The following is a 509-nucleotide window of genomic DNA, read 5'->3' as shown; positions in this document are numbered from 1 at the left end:
ACAGCTTCCTTAATGGCAGGGTGACTAATCAGTCGACTCTCAATCTCTCCAAGTTCGATTCGATAGCCTCGAACCTTAACTTGGTTGTCCATTCTTCCTAAATACTCCAATTCTCCATTGGGAAGCCACCTCGCTAAATCCCCAGTTCTATATAAGCGTTCCCCCGGTTTAAATGGATGGTCGATAAATCGTTCCTTCGTTAATGCCTCGCGATTAAAGTATCCTCGTGCTACACCATCTCCACCGATACAAAGCTCACCATGCACTCCTATTGGCACTAACTTCCTATTTGAATCCATAAGATACAGCTCGGTGTTTTGAATTGGTTTTCCGATTGTAATACGGTCGGTTGATTCCAGCTTCTTAACAGTTGACCAGATTGTCGTTTCCGTTGGTCCATACATGTTAAATACGGTAAAAGGATATCCCTGCAACTCCTCCCATAATGATTTCGAAAGTTCTTCACCACCTACAAGAAGCGCTTTTATTCCCATTAGTGCGTCCGTAAA

The 509-nt window shown here is 43.4% G+C and carries 1 protein-coding gene; it reads right to left on the bottom strand.

Features of this window, described 5'->3' with window-relative positions; translation table 11 throughout:
• The coding region (locus tag Q1A47_RS20600) for an AMP-binding protein (RefSeq protein ID WP_299632761.1) at positions 1–509 on the bottom strand (509 nt) is incomplete at both ends.

The sequence above is a fragment of the uncultured Virgibacillus sp. genome, assembly GCF_947495635.1.
Taxonomy (GTDB): Bacteria; Bacillota; Bacilli; order Bacillales; family Amphibacillaceae; genus Virgibacillus; species Virgibacillus salarius.
Note: the sequence above shows the minus strand (reverse complement) of the source record. Positions and strands in the feature narration are given on the sequence as shown.